Source organism: Desulfobaculum bizertense DSM 18034 (assembly GCF_900167065.1).
Classification (GTDB): domain Bacteria; phylum Desulfobacterota; class Desulfovibrionia; order Desulfovibrionales; family Desulfovibrionaceae; genus Desulfobaculum; species Desulfobaculum bizertense.
Genome location: NZ_FUYA01000005.1, coordinates 233,926 through 248,699, shown reverse-complemented (window position 1 = coordinate 248,699; position 14,774 = coordinate 233,926). Strand labels below are relative to the sequence as shown.

General features: G+C 49.7%; 15 protein-coding genes and 1 tRNA gene. 11 read left to right on the top strand and 5 right to left on the bottom strand.

The features are described 5' to 3' along the window. Nucleotides 1-10: 10 nt before the first annotated feature. On the bottom strand, nt 11-697 hold the full coding sequence (locus tag B5D23_RS09395) for a DUF554 domain-containing protein (protein WP_078685171.1): 687 nt from the start codon (nt 695-697) through the stop codon (nt 11-13). Nucleotides 698-957: 260 nt separating this feature from the next. Between B5D23_RS09395 and B5D23_RS09385 the strand changes: the two genes are divergently transcribed. Next, a tRNA-Leu gene (locus tag B5D23_RS09385) sits at nt 958-1,044 on the top strand. A 308-nt stretch (nt 1,045-1,352) separates the two neighbouring features. Here B5D23_RS09385 and B5D23_RS09380 read toward each other — a convergent pair. Both B5D23_RS09380 and B5D23_RS09375 read right to left on the bottom strand, forming a co-directional pair. After that, a complete protein-coding gene (locus tag B5D23_RS09380; protein ID WP_078685169.1) occupies nt 1,353-2,015 on the bottom strand; it encodes a response regulator in 663 nt (220 codons plus the stop codon). A 5-nt stretch (nt 2,016-2,020) separates the two neighbouring features. Then, nucleotides 2,021-2,257: a hypothetical protein gene (locus tag B5D23_RS09375; RefSeq protein WP_078685168.1), complete on the bottom strand. Its 237-nt coding sequence runs from the start codon at nt 2,255-2,257 to the stop codon at nt 2,021-2,023. Between the two features lie 275 nt (nt 2,258-2,532). On the opposite strand from B5D23_RS09375, the gene B5D23_RS09370 reads away from it, so the two are divergent. Together B5D23_RS09370 and B5D23_RS09365 are read left to right on the top strand one after the other, a co-directional pair. Then, a complete protein-coding gene (locus B5D23_RS09370) occupies nt 2,533-3,522 on the top strand; it encodes an ABC transporter substrate-binding protein (protein WP_159445966.1) in 990 nt (329 codons plus the stop codon). 9 nt (nt 3,523-3,531) lie between these two features. Further along, on the top strand, nt 3,532-4,968 hold the full coding sequence (locus B5D23_RS09365) for a sensor histidine kinase (protein ID WP_078685166.1): 1,437 nt from the start codon (nt 3,532-3,534) through the stop codon (nt 4,966-4,968). A gap of 50 nt (nt 4,969-5,018) precedes the next feature. Here the strand turns inward: B5D23_RS09365 and B5D23_RS09360 are convergent, their stop codons facing one another. Further along, entirely contained in the window at nt 5,019-5,342 is a 324-nt protein-coding gene (locus tag B5D23_RS09360) for a heavy metal-binding domain-containing protein (protein ID WP_078685165.1), read from the bottom strand. A gap of 254 nt (nt 5,343-5,596) precedes the next feature. Between B5D23_RS09360 and B5D23_RS09355 the strand changes: the two genes are divergently transcribed. From B5D23_RS09355 to B5D23_RS09345, 3 genes are read left to right on the top strand one after another with little or no spacing between them, the layout of a single operon-like run. Next, a complete protein-coding gene (locus tag B5D23_RS09355) occupies nt 5,597-6,883 on the top strand; it encodes an alpha/beta fold hydrolase family protein (RefSeq protein WP_078685164.1) in 1,287 nt (428 codons plus the stop codon). After that, nucleotides 6,880-7,662, top strand: coding sequence for an MlaA family lipoprotein (locus B5D23_RS09350; protein ID WP_078685163.1), 783 nt, complete (start codon nt 6,880-6,882; stop codon nt 7,660-7,662). Before B5D23_RS09355 ends, B5D23_RS09350 begins: the two co-directional genes overlap by 4 nt. A gap of 20 nt (nt 7,663-7,682) precedes the next feature. Continuing rightward, entirely contained in the window at nt 7,683-8,009 is a 327-nt protein-coding gene (locus B5D23_RS09345) for a hypothetical protein (RefSeq protein WP_078685162.1), read from the top strand. Nucleotides 8,010-8,145: 136 nt separating this feature from the next. On the opposite strand, the gene B5D23_RS09340 is transcribed toward B5D23_RS09345, so the two are convergent. Next, nucleotides 8,146-8,973 carry a purine-nucleoside phosphorylase gene (locus tag B5D23_RS09340; protein ID WP_078685161.1) on the bottom strand — a complete coding sequence of 276 codons (828 nt, stop codon included), beginning with the start codon at nt 8,971-8,973 and terminating at the stop codon, nt 8,146-8,148. A gap of 122 nt (nt 8,974-9,095) precedes the next feature. On the opposite strand from B5D23_RS09340, the gene B5D23_RS09335 reads away from it, so the two are divergent. The 5 genes from B5D23_RS09335 to B5D23_RS09315 all read left to right on the top strand — a co-directional run bounded on the left by B5D23_RS09335 (nt 9,096) and on the right by B5D23_RS09315 (nt 14,757). Then, complete coding sequence (locus tag B5D23_RS09335) at nt 9,096-9,851, top strand: motility protein A (RefSeq protein ID WP_078685160.1); 756 nt, start codon at nt 9,096-9,098, stop codon at nt 9,849-9,851. Further along, nucleotides 9,841-10,578, top strand: coding sequence for an OmpA/MotB family protein (locus B5D23_RS09330; RefSeq protein ID WP_078685159.1), 738 nt, complete (start codon nt 9,841-9,843; stop codon nt 10,576-10,578). The genes B5D23_RS09335 and B5D23_RS09330 overlap by 11 nt, the downstream gene beginning before the upstream one ends. Nucleotide 10,579: 1 nt before the next feature. Further along, a complete protein-coding gene (locus B5D23_RS09325) occupies nt 10,580-10,972 on the top strand; it encodes a PilZ domain-containing protein (RefSeq protein ID WP_078685158.1) in 393 nt (130 codons plus the stop codon). Between the two features lie 3 nt (nt 10,973-10,975). Next, a complete protein-coding gene (locus B5D23_RS09320; protein ID WP_284690180.1) occupies nt 10,976-12,394 on the top strand; it encodes a biotin carboxylase N-terminal domain-containing protein in 1,419 nt (472 codons plus the stop codon). A gap of 95 nt (nt 12,395-12,489) precedes the next feature. Then, on the top strand, nt 12,490-14,757 hold the full coding sequence (locus B5D23_RS09315; RefSeq protein WP_078685157.1) for an acetyl-CoA carboxylase carboxyl transferase subunit alpha/beta: 2,268 nt from the start codon (nt 12,490-12,492) through the stop codon (nt 14,755-14,757). The last annotated feature ends 17 nt before the right edge of the window (nt 14,758-14,774 follow it).

Genomic DNA, 14,774 nt, shown 5'->3' with positions numbered 1-14,774 from the left:
GGGATGTCGACTAAAAAAGAACGCTGAGAATGACGACGATGATTAGAGAAGGAATCATGTTAGAGAGTTTGATCTGCTTGAGGTCGAGAATGTTGATGCTGATGCCAATGATGAGAATGCCACCTGTTGCGGTGAGCTGTGTAATGATCTCCTGCGTAAAGTAAGGCTGGAGAACAATGGCAAAAAGCGTCAGTCCATACTGGTAGATAAAAACAGGAAGAGCGCTGAAAACAACGCCGACGCCATAGCTAGCGCCGAGGGCGATTGCAGCAAAACCGTCCATCATGCTTTTGGTGAGCAGGATAGTGGGGTCACCACGCAGACCTTCGTCAAAGGCGCCAATGATGGCCATAGACCCAATGCAGTAGAGCAGGGTAGCGGTCATGCAGCCGTCGACAAACAGCTCGTTTTTGCTTTTGATCTTTTTCTTGAGATAGATTGCGCCTTGTTCAAGACGTTTGTCGAGATTGCAGAGTTCTCCAATAATTCCCCCGAGAACAATGCTAAAGATAATAATCAGTATGTTTTGCATTTTGAGTGACATACTGACGCCAAGGGCGAGCGTGCTCAGCCCCAGTCCCTGAAAAACAATAGTGCGAATGCCTTCTGGCATGCGGGAACGGAAGGCCATTCCCACAAAACCACCAATGATGATCGCGACAACATTGACGAGTGAACCAATCGGGATGTGTTGCATCCAGATTTTTTAGAAGATTTTGGGAGCTATCACAAGAAAGAAGGCTACAGAATCGGGAAGGAAAGGAAAAAAGGTCGGAAAGCGAGGCTGGACGGAGAAAAGATGGACGGTACCTTGAAAAAAATGAAAAAATTGAAATCTGTTCTTGACCGGATGCTCCTGCCTAGGATAGAAGCCTAGACCTGTTGAGGACACAGCTTCTCAGCATAGATTTCTTGATTCAACCATGTGAATTGTATATATACACATGGTGCCAATATGGCCGGGTGGCGAAATTGGTAGACGCGCCGGACTCAAAATCCGGTTCCAGCGATGGAGTAAGGGTTCGAGTCCCTTCCCGGCTACCACAAGAATTCCAAGGGTTTACGACGATCTATCGGATTGCCGTAGACCCTTTCTTTTTGCCCAACGCCTCATTTTGTCCCCCTATTGTCCCCCATTTTTGAGCGACGCTTTGCAATTTCTGCACGAGCGCTCTGTCCTGGCGGCCTTTGATCATGACGCGACTGCGAATGCAGGCGCGACCCTCAAAGAGGAACGTCATTTACGTCTTCGATCGTTAGATACTGCGTCGATTGCGGTGTCATTTCGATGTCAGCACAAAAAAATCCCCCAGGCGGAATGCGTGGGGGATTTTTTTAGTCTGAAAAGAAGCTTAGAATTGGAACGGCGTAGAGCGTGCAAGCTTTCGGAGTTCGTTTTGGTTCGTCACGTTCAGCTTGCGCATGATGTTCGTCTTGTGTTTTTCCACAGTTTTTATGCTGATGTACAGAATATCAGCAATTTCCGGGTTACTGTGTCCTTCAACAACAAGCTGGAGAACTTCCTTTTCGCGCCGTGTCAGTGCACTTAAAAGGTTATGCTGGCTTTCCCCTGATTTGTTGTCCAGGTACCCTCGTATCACGTCTAGTGAAATACTTGGACTCAGGTAGCCTTTCCCCTCGGTAACGCTTTTGACGGCCGTTGCAAGGTCCTCGTTTGTCGAATCTTTGACAACGTAGCCATCTGCTCCGGCACGCAATGCCGCATAAACAAATTCTTCATCACTATGCCCAGTCAGTACAAGAACATGTGTCTGTGGATAGGCCCGTTTCACTTCTTCTATGACCCGGACCCCGCTTAAACGTGGCATAGAAAGGTCAATAAGGAGGAGGTCAACGTTGAGTCCGCGGAGGCGTTCGAGTGTCTCTATGCCATCGGATGCCTCTCCAACTATTTTCCAGTTGGTATGGCCCCCAATGAGTGCCTTCAGCCCTTCACGTAAAAGGGTGTGGTCTTCGGCAATAAATATTGTGGTCGCCTGTGTTCCGCTTTCCAAAACGCTTACTCCTTGTTGAATCCTTGTGAAGATTGAGTAAATGGTTCAAGACTGTACCCAAGGTGCGCAGCAAGAAGTCGCAGTGGAGTTTCATCTCCTGTCGTGCGGATTGCGTCGCAGATGGCGTCTACGGCACCACGGAGTTTTTTGTCCAGCTCCTCCTGGGTCGCGTGCGTGTCTGAAAGCTTACCTAACTTAACCTGTTCCATAACCCAAGCGGTTATGATATCCCCAAAGCTCATATTTCCCCCCAAATTAGTAAAGTTATTTACGGCTTGAAGAAAAATACGAGCAGGACGAGTGGAAGTAAATACCGACAACCCTGCTTTTGCTAGTAGGGGTATGAGGTGAGGGGGGTAGGGTGATGCTGCCCTTTGTAGGGAATGTTTTTTGAGTAGTGGAGCGCTTTTAACGGACAATCAATAATTTGGATGAGGAACGTGTTGAAATAAGGGTGTTTTTTGTGTATTCGCAAAACGAATCCTATGGAATGGATAGTCTATTGAGAGAGGGAAAAATGAAAAAAGTCTACTGGTTATTTTCTGCATTTTTGATGCTTTCTGTGCTTGTTTCGACTCCTGCTATGGCTCAGAAACAGCTTGAACCCCTTACAATTTCCGCTGGTTCCGGCGGAATGGTTGGCTCTGTTTGTGTGGCAATCAGAAATGGATATTTCGCCGAAGAAGGGCTTGATATTCAGATAAAATCCTATCGTAATGGATTCGTTGCCGCACAGGAGTATCTGAAAGGTGCGACTGACTTTGGTACCTCAAACCGGGTTGGCGCTATCCTGAGCAATATTGATTTTGAAAAGCATGCGCTTGTTGGTGTGCTTGCGTACTCCGACAGTCAGACCAAAATCGTTGCTAAAAAGTCTGCAGGGATTTTGGACTCAAGTGATTTGCGAGGAAAGCGAATTGGTATCGTTCATGGAACCTCTTCGCATTATTACCTCTACAAATACCTGCAGCACTGTGGTATTCCAATGAGCGATGTTGAAGTCGTTTTTTTGAAGAAAAAGCAGCTGCCGACCGCTATCGTTTCTGGCAAGATTGATGCGTTCTGCCAGCACGGAAAGCCTGTTGCCGATGCGCTTAAAAAGCTTGGCTCAGACGCCCTTGTTCTTCGCAATTCCAACATCAACAGGAAAATTGTGCAGTTGATTGCTCCTCGGGATTTTATTGCTAAAAATCCTGAGAAGATGCAGGGAATGTTGCGAGCAATCAAAAAGGCTGATGCGTGGACTGTGGACCACAAAAAAGAAGCAGCAAAGATCATCGCAGAAATGAAAAACCGTTCCTATGATCTGGTGCTGAATTTTGTTGAGAACGAAGCTGAATTTAATCTCTCGCTGGAGCAAAGCCTGTTGCTGAGCTTTGAGGGTGTTGATCGCTGGGCCATTGAAAATGAGCTTGTCCCGTACAAAGAACCGAGAAACTTTCTCGATTATATCGATTATCACCCCTTGGAACAGGTCTCTCCTGAGAGTGTGAGCATTATTAGGTAAGATCAGACAATGTCCATAAAGAAAAAGCTCAGCGTTCTGGTAATCTTTACTGGGGTTTTTATGACTCTGGTGCTGGGCTGCCTTTTTTGGGCCGAACAGAATATTGGCGCCTCGCTCAAAAAGAGCCAAGGCGCCTTTTCACTGCTCAGCGGAATTACAGAACTCAACCTGCTGGCAAATGAATACGATGGTGGCAATGTAAACCGTCTTTCGCGGCAATGGTTTATGCGGGCAAAGCGCTTGCAGATAGAACTACATGTCTTTGAGAAAAATTATCCGGGAACCATTGGCCTGGATCGTCTTGAGCGTGAATTTGACAAGGCAGGAGAGCTGATTGGCACGTTTGTTGGCCTTTCTTCTGTTGTTGGTTCCCGCGATCCTCAGGCAATATTTAAGGCCCGTCGCAACCTCTTAAACCATATTACCATTGTTCTTGGCTCTGTTGAGAGCAGCGCAAAGTTGATCTCTGAGCAGGCAATGTCAGAAATTGACTCTGTACAGCATTTTCGAAATGCCGTGCTGATTGTCCTTTCTGTGTTGACCTGTCTTTTTGCCCTCACATGGGAACGCTTTTTGTCAGACGATATTCTTGCCCCGCTTCGGCAGCTTTTTGAAGGCGTCTTGCGGGTGCGGGATGGCCGACTTGGGCACACCATTGATATGGCTCCCCGTCGAAAGGATGAAATTTCGGCGCTGATGGAGGCGTTTAATGAAATGTCTGAGCAGCTTGAACGTGTGACGGTTTCGCGTGACGAACTGCAAAAAGAAGTTCGCGAAAGAAAACGTGCGCAGCGTCAGGTTTTTGCTGCGGGCGAGCGTGAGCGTTCTCGCATAGGCCGAGAGCTTCACGATGGAATTTGTCAGGATATTACGGCTATTCGGGTTCACCTTGGGAATATCGCAAGCCAGATGGTGTATGCGGAGGACAGCGAGGAGCGAACAATGCTTCTGCGGCTCCGTGACTATACACAAAAGGTGCTGGATGACATACGGCGTCTTATAATGGACTTGCGGCCTGCCATGCTGGACGACATTGGGCTGGTGGCAACACTGCGCTGGAAGTGTCGTCAAATCCGTAAGGCGCATGGTCTGCATGTGAATTTGCAGCTTTTGGATGATGAATCTCAGGTGCCAGATGACATGAAAGGTCCCCTGTATCGTATTGTGCAGGAGGCATTAGGAAATGTTCTCAAGCACAGTGGAGGGGATCAGGCCGATATTCGTATGCTGATTGAGGACGATGTGCTGTGGGTCAATATTGAGGACAATGGCCGGGGCTTTGCCAAGGAGGGAAGTCCTGAGCTGGGTTCGGGGTATGGCCTGTCAAATATGCAGGAACGTGCGCGTGCCTTTGGTGGTGAATTTTATATTCGAAGCGGGAGCGGTGGAACAACTGTGACGGTAAAGGTTCCGCTCACTCCGCAGGCCGACGAAACGCATTTGTAGATGAAAAAAAGGCAGGGATTTTTCCCTGCCTTTTTTGTCTCGCCAAGGGACTATTTTTTTTCGTCTACCTGACGTACTGCTGTACCATAGCAGGAAATATACTTGCTTCCATCTGGATGGAATGCCACATTTTCACGGTATCCAATGACGGCATTTGCGCCGTTGGAAATCGCACGGGTAATCATTCCGTAGAATGCCTGTTCCATGTCATAGCCTCGGTAGGCAGCAAGACCAATGACCCGCTTGATTGACTTGGCGGGAATATCTCGGGTTGTGACAACGGGGAATTTTCCGGCCATAAAAAGATCCTTGGCAATTTCAAGATTCTCTTCGGTCCGTTCTTGGGGATGAGATTTTTTCAGCAGGGAAAGCATGTATTCCTCCTTGGTGCTCGTGCCCAAACGCTATGTAAATGCGAGAAATTTCGTTTTTCTCTTTTCTAAGCAAAGTCCTTGCCAAACCCGGCAAAGCGTAAAGGGACCGTGTCTTTTCTTGGCTTTTGCTGCCGAGCGTGTCATAGCTCCCCCCGATGTGCCGAAAAAATGACATGAAAAAAGTCAGAGTTCTGGTGTCCTCGAACTCGACCGCTTTGGGCACGTATTGAATTCATCTGGACGAAGAGAGACGTATGAAAAAGTTTTTCATCATCTTCCTGATGCTGTTGCTTTTGCCCTCTGCTGTTTTGGCAGGTGGGGGAAAAGACGACGCGTATCCATTTCAGGATCCGTATGTGGCAACAGTCATCGGCACCCCGCGAGAACTGAGCTATGTGCCTTCTCGCAAAGCCCGCCCCCTTCCTCAGGTCATTCAGATTGATGAGCGGGTGGCTCCTCCTCTTTTTTGGCATAGCGATTATCTTCGCTATTCTGTGCTGTTTCAGAAAAAAACTGCCCCGTTGATATTTTTGATTGCGGGAACAGGTGCGGGATACAACGCCCCCAAGATGGCCTACCTTCAGCAGGTTTTTTATGCTGCGGGCTATCACGTTATTGCCCTGTCATCGCCGACCCACCCGAATTTTATTGTGAGTGCGTCTACGAGCCGCGCTCCTGGCTATATTCGAGATGATGTCAAAGATCTGTACCGCGTTATGGATCTGATTGTTCATCAGCAGGAAATACGTGAGCGGGTCGATGGTTTCTACGTCGCAGGCTACAGCCTTGGTGCGGCTCAAAGCGCATTTTTGATGAAGCTCGATGATGAAGAGCGGGTCTTTGCCTTTCGTAAGGCGCTGATGATTAATCCCCCAGTAAGCCTTTTAAGCTCGGCTGCGCGCCTCGATCAGCTTTTGAAAGAAGGTGATGAAACGCCTGAAGCCGTGGAAGATTTGGCGAGCCGTTTTATTGCGATTGTTGCGGAATATTACAAACATCAGGACCATGTGCAGTTTGACGGTGATTTTTTGTATCGCCTGTACCGGTATCACCGGGTTCCACATGAAGACCTGAAAAAACTGGTGGGTGTCTCTTTCCGGATGAGCGCCGCCAATATTATTTTTTCCACGGATGTCTGCCTGAATACTGGCTACATTGTCCCGGATGGCAAAATCCTGACAGCGTCTGATTCGCTGCGGCCCTACATGCTGACAGCGGTCAAGCTGGGCTTTGAACAGTATTTTGAGGAATTCCTCGCGCCGTATTTGCAGTATCGCGATCCGACTCTGACTCCAGAGCGGCTGGTGGCAGAAAGTAGCCTCGAAAGCATTGCGCCATATCTGCGTGCAAACACAAAAATCGAAATGTTGACGAATGCGGATGATCCGATTCTGTCGCCCGAAGAGCTTGCATTTTTGGAAAAGACTTTTGCAGGGCGTGCCGTGATTTATCCGACAGGTGGGCATTGCGGGAACATTATGTACAAACAGACGGTTGAGGACATGCTGCGCCTCGTGCATCGGCAGGAGATAAAGGAATGAGCAGCACGTTAAAATTCCCTCTGGTCTGTGCGCTGTGTTTTGTGTGCCTCAGTCTGACTGCTTGCGCAGAGCGTCAGCCAACAGTTGTGACAGATTTCCACGCTCCGGTGCATCATGCTCCAGAGCCTGAGCATATTGACGAAACAAGCCCTTTCTATGTGTATGATCCGCTGGAGTCATGGAACCGGCAGGTTTATGATTTTAATGCTCGTCTGGACCAGTATGTACTCATGCCGATTGTCACGGTTTATGAGCACACTGTGCCAGAAATTATGCAGACAGGTTTTTCCAATTTTTTTTCCAACGTTGGAGAAGTCTCCACCTTTGTGAACTGCGTGCTTCAGCTTGATGTTGATGGCGCGGCCAATACCTTTGCCCGTTTTGTGACGAATACGACCATTGGTCTTGGCGGATTCATTGATATTGCAGATATGGGTGGCATTGAAAAAGAAGAAGAGGACTTTGGACAGACTCTGGGAACCTGGGGCGTTCCACCGGGACCGTATCTTGTTTTGCCTGTGTTTGGACCGTCTAACCTGCGGGATACAGGCGGACTTGGCGTTGATCTGGCGATGGTCTGGATCGAAGAAAATGCTGTCCTGAATTACCTCGACCCGAATTTTACCTTTGCCTTCCGTGCAGGCTATTTGACAGTGAAGGGTATTGACGTCCGAAAGAAGATTCTTTTTACATACTATCAGGACGGCTCACTCTTTGAGTACGACATCGTTCGCTTCATTTATTCCAAGAAGCGCGAATGGGATATTGAAAAACACTGATTGAGACTGGAGAACTGGTCATGAGAACTGGTGTAAAAGTTTTTGGAACGTTTAACGGCATTTCTGCAGAAGCCTTTGAAAAACTGAAGGGATATCTTCAGTTCGATGAGGTGGAATATGAGGGCACCACTGTTTCTGTGGAGCACAACAGTTATTACCCTGATGTGGAATTTTTACTGATTCATGTCATGGAATTGATGCGGGAAGGCGCTGAAAGCAGTCTGGATATTCTGGATCATGATGAAAATACCATCACCCGTTTTGCCATCGAGAGTGATGGTTACCGGACAAGAGAGATGGACATGGACGCTGTGACGCCCGTGTATCCACAGCATTCGCACGAATAGATTGGAAGTCTTTGTGCTCTTTGCCCTAATGCTTTTGGCCTGACGGTCGAAAAGAGTGGGTGAGGAGCTTGGACCCCTTTTCTGCTGAATACCGATGAAAAATAAAGGGAACTCCTTGTGGGGTTCCCTTTTTGCGTTACGCGTCTTCGGTAAGAATACCAGAGAGAAGGGCAGAGAGCTTTCCTGATGAGGCTGCGGCCATGTTAAGCACATCCTCAATGGATGTTTCTTCCATGCAGTCTGGCAGGTTTTTGTTTGTCAGGCAGGAGATGCCAAGGATTTCCAGCCCCATGTGCTTGGCGGCGATGACTTCCAGCACGGTGGACATGCCCACGGCATCTGCGCCCCACATGCGAAAAGCTCGGGTTTCGGCCGGAGTTTCAAGGTTGGGACCAACAAGACCGAGATACACGCCTCGCTCCAGACGAATGCCGTGTTTTTCGGCAACCTGCATGGCCAGTTTAGCCTGCTGTGGCGAATAGGTCGCGCTCATGTCTGGGAAGCGGTCGCCCCATGCGTCATGATTTGGACCAATCAGCGGGCTGGTTCCCGTAAAGTTGATATGGTCGGTGATGAGCATGAGTCCACCCGCATCAAACTGAGGGTTGAGTGCTCCTGCTGCATTTGTGATGATGAGACGCTTTATGCCAAGCTCGGCAAGCGTGCGAACGCCCATGCAGACCTCAGCAGGGGAGTAGCCTTCATACAGGTGAAAACGTCCCTGCTGGAGCCAGATTTTGTGGCCTCCAACTTCGGCGGCAACAAGCTGTCCGGCGTGTCCCTGTACTGTTGAGCGGGGATAGCCGGGAATAGATTCAAACGGAAAGACGTCCGTATGTGAAAGGGAGCTGGCCCAGTCGCCAAGTCCTGTGCCAAGAATGATTCCGGTGTCGGCCTCGTGTGGAGTGCTGAGATGCTCGCGGATGTACGCTGCGGCCTGCTGGACTTTTTGTGGATTTTGCATAGTATTCGGCGTGTTATATGTTTTGAAGCAGTCTTTTTAAACAGGAATTTTAAGACTTTCCATTGTGGCTGGGAAGCCTTTGTATGTCAACGTCCGCACGAACAACGCGGGAATGGAAGCTTATGGATATCGCAACGTTTTTGGGTTCTCTGATTGGTTTTGTCCTTGTGCTCGGCGCCATCCTGATTGGTGGAGACATTTCCCTCTTTGTGAATGTTCCCGGCCTGATGATCGTCATGGGAGGCACTTTTGCCGCGATTTGCGTGACCTTTCCCATTCGAGACGTGGTGGATGCACACAAGATTGCATTGTCCATGTTCATGAAAAAGAAGGGAAAAGTTGACGATGTCGTGAACGTGATGGTTCGCATCGCAGAAATCAGCCGCCGAGAAGGTTTGCTTGCTCTGGAAAATATCCAGACTGACAATCCGATTCTGAAAAAGGCCTGCCAGCTTATTGCGGACAGCGCTGATGGACAGATTATTCGGGATACCCTGATGATTGAGATCAGTACCATGAAGCGAAAGCACAATATCTTTATTGAAGTCTTTCAGAAGCTCGCGGGATACGCTCCGGCATTTGGTATGATCGGTACCCTGATCGGTCTGGTGCAGATGCTGGCAAAAATGGATGACCCGTCCACGCTTGGCCCGGCAATGGCTGTTGCCATTCTGACCACCTTTTATGGAACCATTATGGCAAACCTCGTGTTTTTGCCCTTTGCAGGCAAAATGAGAGCCAGGACCTCACAGGAAGAGCTGCACCTCCAGATTATTTTTGAAGGGGCAAAGTCCATTCTTGAGAACAACAACCCAAGACTGGTTTACGAAAAGCTTTCGTCCTTTATTCCTCCGAAGGAGCGCAAAAGTGCACGATGATCCGAATAATTACCTTGAGCCGGAAAAGCAGGAAAGTTCCGATCATGACCGCTGGATTGTAACTTTTGCGGACCTGAGCCTGCTTTTGCTTGTGTTTTTTATTATGCTGTTTTCCATGTCTACTCTGGACGTGAATAAATTTACGGATTCTTTTCTTTCGGTGAAGCGTGCGCTTGGCACCAAGTCCACTCAGCTGATGACAGCCCCTGTGCGTTCTGATGATGCCGTGATTATGGATTCGGTCCGGCTCCAGAAGCAGCTTTTGGAGGTTCAGCGCAAAGTCTATTCTGACGTGCGAACATTTATTACGCAGAAAGGTATTGAGGGAATCGTTGGCGCGGTGCTAGAAAAAGGAAAGGTTGTTATTCGCATTCCCGGCGATGTGATGTTCGAAAACGGTCAGGTCGAGCTTAGCCCCGAGGGCAAGAAGATTTTGGTCGAATTAAAAGATGTTTTGATCAAAAAACATGATCAGAAAATCAATATTGTTGGGCATACGGATGACCTTCCAATGCGAGCTGGCGCCCGTTTTAAGGATAACTGGGAGATTTCAAGCTTGCGTGCCGTGTATGTTTTGCGGTATTTGATGCAACTTGGAATCGCTCAAGAGCGTCTGACAGCGACGGGGCTTGCCGACCTCGAACCGCTCTATCCTAACAATACTGCTGATAATCGTGCCAGAAATCGACGAGTAGAACTGGTTCTCGAAAAGATGGTGAGTAGATAGAATGTTTGACGAATATGATTTTTCCTTGGGCGAGATTGGCGGCACAGGGCAGCGTAAAGCGTTTCGAACCCGTATTCCGGGACTCGAAATTTCCCTGAAAGCCACTGGCGAAAGTTTTGTTGTGCTCGACTTGAGTGCAACAGGGCTGGCTTTTCGGAAACCACGCAATGATTTCCGAAAAGATACTCGGCTGGAGTTTGATCTGCTCCTTAACAAAAAGCTCTTCATTCCCGGGCTGAAAGCAGATATCATGCGTGTTTGCGCTGATGGATTGGTGGGCCTTGGCTTCGCCGATAACGATCGCCGTCAGGAAGCACGACTGGATAAGCTCGTCCTTGAAGTTCAGAAGCGCATGATTGCGCTCAGGAAGAAGGCTGGCAAACAAGGAACATAACCATTGCTGAAGAAACATAAGGTCCTTGTGGCAAACCGTGGCGAAATCGCCATGCGTATTGTCCGGGCCTGTCGGAAGCTCGGTCTGGATTTTGTTTGCGTTTACACCGCTCAGGACGCGGCCTCAGGGCATGTTCGCCTTGCCCGCGACCTTGGCGGTGAGAACGCATTGTATCGTATTTCGTCCTACCATGATGCTAACGAATTGCTTGCAGTCGCAGACGATGCGCAAGCAACAGCAATTCATCCCGGCTACGGCTTTTTTGCCGAAGATTTTCGTTTTGCGCGCCGCGTGACGCAGCGTCAGAACCGGCTGGAATGGATTGGACCTTCATGGCGCGTTATTCGCGAACTGGGCGACAAGATTAACACAAAGCGTCTTGCTCGTAGCCTTGGCGTCCCCACGGTTCCCGGCTCTGACCGGCCCATCTATGATGAGCTGGAAGCAGAAGAAATTGCCGAGAACCTTTTCGCGTTTCAGGCGGAGCAGGGTATTGCCCACCCCGTTGTGCTGGTAAAGGCTTCTGCCGGTGGTGGTGGCATGGGCATTGAAGAAATTCATGACATGGATTCCTTCCGGTCCATCTATCGCCGTATTCGCAATTACTCCCTGCGTCAGTTTAATGATGAGGGTGTGCTTGTGGAACAGCGCATCTTTGATTTTAACCATCTGGAAGTTCAGGTTCTCGCTGACCGTCATGGAAGCGAGCCGTTGCACTTTGGGACCCGTAACTGCTCCGTGCAGAGTTCCGGGCGTCAGAAGCGTGTTGAAGTTGCTCCGGGCTTTGCTCCGGGCGAACTCACGTATGGTTTTGACGCACAGAGCCTGCTGGACGAAATTACGGAACACTCTCTTTCTATGGCCCGCGAGTCTGGATATGACAGCGTTGGCACATGGGAATGGATTGTGACGCCCAATGGCAAGCCTTTCCTGATGGAAGTCAATACTCGAATTCAGGTAGAAAATGGCGTCTCTGCCACGATTTCCCGTGTGAACGGTGAAGGCGATGTGGACCTCATTGCAGAGCAGATTCGTTGTGCGCTTGGTGAGCCGCTTGGGTACTCCCAGAAGGACATCCGCTTTGATGGTGTGGGTATTGAATACCGTATCATCGCGGAAGACCCGGCAAACAAGTTTGCGCCGTGGTGCGGCACAATCGAAACCTTTAGCTGGCAGGACGAAGAGTGGCTGTCCATGTACACTCAGGTGCCCACGGACAAAGCATACGAAATTCCTACTGAATTTGACCCGAACCTTGCTCTCGCCATTATCTGGGGCAAGGACCTGGCCGAAGCTCAGAAGCGCGGTTTGGCGTTTCTTGACAAGCTCCAGCTCCAGGGGCACGATGCTAAGGGAAGTACTCTGCGTTCTAATGTTGATTTCCTGCGGGAAAAAACAGCTGATCTGCTGAAATTCAGTTAACGCCGGTATCGTGCCGTCTCTGTATGGCATGAAATCGGTCTGGAGTGCGTTGTACTCTGGGCCTTTTTGACCGACACTCAAGCCAAAGATGCTTTATGGATACTGAAAAAAGAATTCAGGGCCTGCGCGACAGGCTACAGTATATTCAGGATATCTTTGGGGCGCGGGAAAATGCAAACATTAAGCTTTTGCAGTCCAAACTGAGTGACTTTCTGGAACGTGAGGCCACGGCTTCTGCTTCTGAAAAGTCCAAGCAGCTTTCCGCCCTTGAAGATCTGTTCGAGTTTTTGGAAAAGAAACTTGAGCGGGAACTGAGTCCGATGGACAAGGTGCGCATTGTGCGACATTCGCAGCGCATCTGCCTGAAAGACATTCTCGAAAACGTCTATGACAACTACACCGAGCTTGGTGGTCAGGACGAGTATAACATTGATCCCAGCATGATCATTGCTCGGGCATACATCACCCGCCGCGTTGGTGGAAAGGTGTATAACCAGCCGGTGATGGTCATTGGTCAGGAAAAAGGCCACGGTCAGGAATTCCGCAATGGTGGTTCCGTAAAACCGTGGGGTAATGCCAAGGCATTGCATTACATGAAGGTTGCAGAAACGGAAAATATTCCGATCCATACCTACGTGTTCACTCCCGGATCATACCCCATCGAAGATAACCCCGGTGCAGCACAGCAGATTGCCCGTAACCTCTATGAAATGGCTGGCCTTTCCGTTCCGGTTATTGCCTGCATTTCCGAGGGTGGCTCTGGTGGTGCAGAAGCTATTGCGCTTTCTGACCGCCGTCTGATGATGTCGCACGGATATTATTCTGTTATTTCGCCCGAAGGTGGCGCGGCCATTGAAGGCCGCCTGCGTAATGGGCAGCGGGCTACACCTGAACTGGTCGAAAGTTGCGCACGCAAGCTTAAAATCACTGCCGAGGATAATCTGGAGCAGGGATACATCGATCAGGTGGTGCAGGAGCCTGCACTGGGTGCTCGCCCCAATCATTTTGATTTTTTCCGTATGCTGCGTCAGGACGTGATTAGCGCCACTGATGCGGTGGTGCTGAACGTTAAGGGCTGGCGCTTCTTTAGAGCCATGACCCTGAGTTCTCGCCGGGCACGGAAAAAGGGCAAAAACGTTGAGGATATTTACGTGCGCTGGAACCTTTCGTCTCGGGCGAAAGAGCGTCTGGTGTGGCGTCGTTATCTGAAATTCCGCCGCCTTGCCCAGCGGGCCTATCTTGACGAAACACCGTTCCCGGAACGCGTGCAGAGCACGATTGGCAGCTTGTGGTGGGATATTTATTCGTTTTTCAAGTATGACTTTATGCGCAAGCACCAGAAAAAGATTTCTGGAGTCATGGAAGAAATTAGCGGTGAAATTCAGGTCGTGAAGAACCGCTGTTCTGCACCTCTTAACTGGGTTCGGGGTGCACTCGGACGCGGTGGAGAGCAGGAGAGCCTTGACGCTGAGACCGAAAGAAGTCTGACAGAATTGTCCTGCTGGGACGAGGACAGCTCGGAGCAGGGGACGTATTATGTTAGCCCGCAGGCCCGTGAAGATCGGGCCGTATCTTGCCCCAATGCGGCAACGCATGGCTGCGTGGATATGTGGGCACCTGACCTCTTTGGTGATTTTGGTGGCGTGTGTTCGACCTGTGGGCACCACTTCCGTATGGAATACAAGTGGTACCTGCACAATGTTTTTGATCCGAATTCTATTTATGAGTTCAACAAAAACATTGAGTCGGGCAATCCCCTGAATTTTGAGGGACTCGATGCCAAGCTGGAAAAGGCGAAAGCCAACACTGGCAAGAAGTGCGCATGCACAACATTCGAGGCCCGGATTGGCAATGTGAACTGCGTTGTCGCCATGCTTATTGGTGACTTCCGCGGTGGTTCTGTTGGTGCAGCAGAAGGCGAAAAGTTCATTCGCGCTGCTGAACGCGCCCGCCGCAAGCATTTCCCCTTTATTGCCTATGTTCACGGAACTGCTGGTATCCGCATTCAGGAAGGTGTCAACGGCGTTATTCAGATGCCGCGCTGCACAATGGCTGTGCGCCGCTACATCGAAGCCGGTGGTCTCTACCTCGTGCTGTATGATACCAATTCCTATGCTGGTCCTGTTGCCAGTTTCCTTGGCTGCTCGCCGTATCAGTTTGCTGTTCGCTCTGCGAATATTGGCTTTGCTGGACCGGGAGTTATTAAGGAAACCACAGGCCTCGACGTTCCTCCGAACTACCATGATGCCCATCAGGCTCTTTCTCGTGGGCACATTCAGGGTATCTGGGACCGTCGGGAGATCCGTAAGAATCTGCAGCAGGCCCTGATGACGATGGGCGGCAGAAATCTCTACTATCGCTAACCATCTGGGCCGGAGTG

Excerpts from the sequence above, each read along its gene's own strand:
- B5D23_RS09395 (WP_078685171.1), bottom strand. The coding sequence starts at position 697 with ATGCAACACATCCCGATTGGTTCACTCGTCAATGTTGTCGCGATCATC.
- B5D23_RS09375 (WP_078685168.1), bottom strand. The coding sequence starts at position 2,257 with ATGAGCTTTGGGGATATCATAACCGCTTGGGTTATGGAACAGGTTAAG.
- B5D23_RS09370 (WP_159445966.1), top strand. The coding sequence starts at position 2,533 with ATGAAAAAAGTCTACTGGTTATTTTCTGCATTTTTGATGCTTTCTGTG.
- B5D23_RS09365 (WP_078685166.1), top strand. The coding sequence starts at position 3,532 with ATGTCCATAAAGAAAAAGCTCAGCGTTCTGGTAATCTTTACTGGGGTT.
- B5D23_RS09360 (WP_078685165.1), bottom strand. The coding sequence starts at position 5,342 with ATGCTTTCCCTGCTGAAAAAATCTCATCCCCAAGAACGGACCGAAGAG.
- B5D23_RS09355 (WP_078685164.1), top strand. The coding sequence starts at position 5,597 with ATGAAAAAGTTTTTCATCATCTTCCTGATGCTGTTGCTTTTGCCCTCT.
- B5D23_RS09350 (WP_078685163.1), top strand. The coding sequence starts at position 6,880 with ATGAGCAGCACGTTAAAATTCCCTCTGGTCTGTGCGCTGTGTTTTGTG.
- B5D23_RS09345 (WP_078685162.1), top strand. The coding sequence starts at position 7,683 with ATGAGAACTGGTGTAAAAGTTTTTGGAACGTTTAACGGCATTTCTGCA.
- B5D23_RS09340 (WP_078685161.1), bottom strand. The coding sequence starts at position 8,973 with ATGCAAAATCCACAAAAAGTCCAGCAGGCCGCAGCGTACATCCGCGAG.
- B5D23_RS09335 (WP_078685160.1), top strand. The coding sequence starts at position 9,096 with ATGGATATCGCAACGTTTTTGGGTTCTCTGATTGGTTTTGTCCTTGTG.
- B5D23_RS09325 (WP_078685158.1), top strand. The coding sequence starts at position 10,580 with ATGTTTGACGAATATGATTTTTCCTTGGGCGAGATTGGCGGCACAGGG.
- B5D23_RS09315 (WP_078685157.1), top strand. The coding sequence starts at position 12,490 with ATGGATACTGAAAAAAGAATTCAGGGCCTGCGCGACAGGCTACAGTAT.